The sequence below is a fragment of the Microcoleus sp. S28C3 genome (assembly GCF_036700785.1).
Classification (GTDB): Bacteria; Cyanobacteriota; Cyanobacteriia; order Cyanobacteriales; family Microcoleaceae; genus Microcoleus; species Microcoleus asticus.
The window spans coordinates 33,386-36,317 of sequence record NZ_JAUBPO010000081.1 but is presented as its reverse complement, the minus strand read 5'-3'; the positions used below and the strand labels follow the sequence as shown (position 1 = coordinate 36,317).

At 46.2% G+C, this 2,932-nt stretch carries 2 protein-coding genes; both read right to left on the bottom strand.

What is annotated here, in order from left to right:
• Window positions 1–99 precede the first annotated feature (99 nt).
• Entirely contained in the window at window positions 100–1,509 is a 1,410-nt protein-coding gene (locus tag QUA13_RS22445) for an NYN domain-containing protein (RefSeq protein ID WP_333202023.1), read from the bottom strand.
• A gap of 42 nt (window positions 1,510–1,551) precedes the next feature.
• The gene (locus QUA13_RS22440; RefSeq protein WP_333202021.1) at window positions 1,552–2,823 is read right to left on the bottom strand and encodes an APC family permease; all 1,272 of its coding nucleotides are present in this window, start codon (window positions 2,821–2,823) and stop codon (window positions 1,552–1,554) included.
• Window positions 2,824–2,932: the final 109 nt, after the last annotated feature.

Below are 2,932 nucleotides of genomic sequence, written 5' to 3'. Positions count from 1 at the left end.
CAGAGGTACTGGAATAAAAACTAATCCTCCTATTTTTAAAATCTTAAAGCCTCCCAAGCCTTAAGTAAACCGTATTGGCTTATATATTTTAAGTTTTAATTAATTGAGGGAAACTTGCCAGCCTTTTTCACCTTTTTTTAGCTGGAGAGAAGCGCAGGATTGCAAAAATTTAGTAAACTTTCTACCGAGATTAAAATCTTTAATTATTTGGGTAATTTGTTTGCCGTATTGTCTGTGAAATTCGCTGCCTACATTAGAGAGAAATACATAATTTTCAGGAGAGTTGTCGGTTAAGTCGCCAACGATTTTGACAAGAGCTCTTTCCAAGTCTTCCAGAGAATTAATATCTGTCAAACTTGCAGGTGCTGCCTGGTAATTATTCTGAATTTCTTGACTAAGTATTGGCGGTGGGGGCGATAATCTTACTTCAAAAAGAGTCACATAAGTTTGAGAAGTTTCTGAGGGTTTGTGGAGGACAAAATCGGTGGGATATTTAAGAAAGATATCCCGGGTTTTAGTACCGAGCAAATGATGGGCAACAAGTTGATTTAGGACTAAGCCGTAATTTTCCCTAAATAAAGCTGAAACAGTAGAAAGTTTTATCCACTGAGTTGAGGTGCGTTTTTGCTCTTTTTTGATTAATTCTTTTAGCTGGATAACTAATTGTTCTAGGGGTGTAATTTCCGGTGTAGTTACGAGGGAATGGGTTTCCACTTGTCCGGTTTTGCTGTTTAAAACTATAATTTTATCTATTTGTTTGCGGACTTGAAATACTGTTAGTCCGTGGGCTTGCAGTGTATTGCTGAGGTGAGTGAGGGCTCGATCGGACGAACAGACAAAAATCTCTTTGGCTGTGGGATAATGTACGAAAATCGATGCGCCGACTGTAGCCATTTTTAAGTCGGCGCTGTCTTTGCCGGGGGGGACGTGAATTAGTTGATACCCGCGCTGGTGAAATTCGGCATCTTTCTTGCCCATGCTGCGCCAGTTGGCAAAGGCAACTTTGATTTGGATGGGATAGTGGCAAATTCCCTCTAGGAATTTTTCGGTTTCGATGGTGAGTTGCAAGTTTTCGACATCTAACAGCAAGATAGCAATGCCGACAGGAAGCGGGGCTGGTTGATTGGCTGTTGGAGTTGGAGGTTCTAACAAAACAGAGTTTTGTGATTTAGCTGGTGCTGTTTGAGATTGGGCTAGCTGCTGAATTTTGGCAGATAATTTGCTGAATTGAGGTGAATTAACGAATTCTGGAACCAGCAGAATTTGTAAGTATTTTTTCGCAGTTAGCAGCAGGGAATCTGTATCGCTGGCTACTCTAAAACTTTTTGTCAATTTTCCAATCAAAACCGACTGAAAATCAGGTTTAGCCCAGGGGGTTTTCCTGTATTTTTCAGCTATCCATTCGGGATGCTGTTCCTGAATGGTAATTAGTGTTTGAGCGATATAGCGACTGATGGCGCTGAATGCGAGAGATTCTTGAGTCGCAAGCTCGGGAGTTCGATGGGGCATGGCCCTCTACAATGCGGGATGCTGTTTCAATTTATCACAATTCTACTTTCTCGCCGGGAGTCGGACGATCGCCCGCCAAATTAAACCGGCGGCAATTAATGCCAATCCTGTCAGCCAAATTTGCCTCTCCACCCAAAAAGCCAGAAACAGACAATTCCCCAAACCCACCCAAGCCACCCACTGCGGATAAAGCCTTTCGGCGGGGGAAAGTTGCAGCGCGGCGAGGTTGGTGATAGCGTAATATATCAAAACGCTAAAAGCACTGAACGACCAAGTGGTTTTGACATCGCCGACGAGGATTAAAAGTGCGATCGTAACTTCGACAACCACCACAGCCACGTAGGGAGTTGTCCCCGAAGGATTCAGCCGCGCCAAGACTCTCGGCATATCCAAGCGCCGCCCCATCGCCAGCCAGATGCGCGACAGCCCTAAAATTAAGTTCAGCAAGACTCCCAACATAGCGGTAATTGCGCCGACGGCTAGCAGTTGAGAAACTCCTGGAATTCGGAAACTGCGGGCGATGACTTCCAAAGGTGCAGCCGTACCGCCTATTTGTAAAGACAATTTATCGGCTCCCCCCGCACCCGCGACAACTACTGCTACCCCCACGTAAAGCAGCATTGTCAGCACCAAAGTGAAAATTATGGCTTTGGGAATGGTTTCCCTCGGTTCCCGCACTTCCTCGCTCATTGTGGTGATGCGGGCGTAACCGCTATAAGCGACAAACATCAGGGCGGTGGCCTGGAAGATGGAGCCGATCGAGCTATCATTCTGTACGGTGACCATCTCCCACCTTACCTCTGGCAAACCGACAGCAACAAACACCGCTAAGGATAAAAGTGTAACTGAGACTATGGCAGTATTGGCGATATTCGATCGCCTAATTCCCGTCAATACAATTAAAGTGATGGCGGCGACGGCGACTAAAGCTGTTAGGATCAGGTAAGTGCGATCGGCGACACCAACTGCATTTAAAAAATACCCCGCAAAACCCAAAGCAGCAGTAGCTGCAGAAGCCGTTTTCGCCACCAGAAACATCCAGCCGGCAGTGAAACCCAGCCAAGGATTGAGATATTTGTAGCCATATTCATAAGTACCGCCGCTAACAGGATGATTTGCCGCTAATTGAGCGCTGCTAAGGCCATTGCAAACAGCCACTAAAGCCGCAATACCGACAGCCAAAATCACTCCCGGCCCGGCAACTTCCGTCGCAATGCCGATACTCACAAATACTCCGGTACCGAGGATTGATCCCAGGCCCATGAGAGTTGCGCCGAAAACACCTAACTCTCGCTTAAGAAGTGGTGAAGACATAACTATAGCGGTTTTCTGTTCAGTGCCATACTGATATTAGCAGGACTAAAGCTTATGTCACGTTGAAACAGGTTTGTAGTTGCGCTTCAGCGCCGGCCGGCGCTGAAGC

Bases quoted from the DNA above. Each gene is read 5' to 3' on its own strand.
- QUA13_RS22440 (WP_333202021.1), bottom strand. From the start codon at position 2,823: ATGTCTTCACCACTTCTTAAGCGAGAGTTAGGTGTTTTCGGCGCAACT.
- QUA13_RS22445 (WP_333202023.1), bottom strand. From the start codon at position 1,509: ATGCCCCATCGAACTCCCGAGCTTGCGACTCAAGAATCTCTCGCATTC.